The 267-nt window shown below is 59.6% G+C and carries 1 protein-coding gene; it reads left to right on the top strand.

The window, feature by feature from the left end:
• The coding region (locus ACJDU8_RS25865; protein ID WP_406795046.1) for a hypothetical protein at positions 1–267 on the top strand (267 nt) is incomplete at both ends.

Below are 267 nucleotides of genomic sequence, written 5' to 3'. Positions count from 1 at the left end.
AGGAGCAACTGGAGATACAGGAGCAACAGGAGCAACGGGTCCAACCGGAGCAACTGGAGATACAGGAGCAACTGGAGATACCGGAGCAACAGGCCCAACTGGGGCAACCGGAGCAACCGGAGCAACAGGAGACACCGGAGCAACAGGAGCAACGGGCCCAACAGGAGCAACGGGAGCAACGGGAGTAACCGGAGCAACCGGAGTAACGGGAGACACAGGAGCAACGGGAGCAACAGGAGCAACAGGTTCAACTGGAGCAACAGGAGC

Source organism: Candidatus Clostridium eludens, from assembly GCF_045310515.1.
GTDB classification, from domain to species: domain Bacteria; phylum Bacillota; class Clostridia; order Clostridiales; family Clostridiaceae; genus Clostridium_B; species Clostridium_B eludens.
This window is presented reverse-complemented; position numbering and strand designations above follow the sequence as displayed.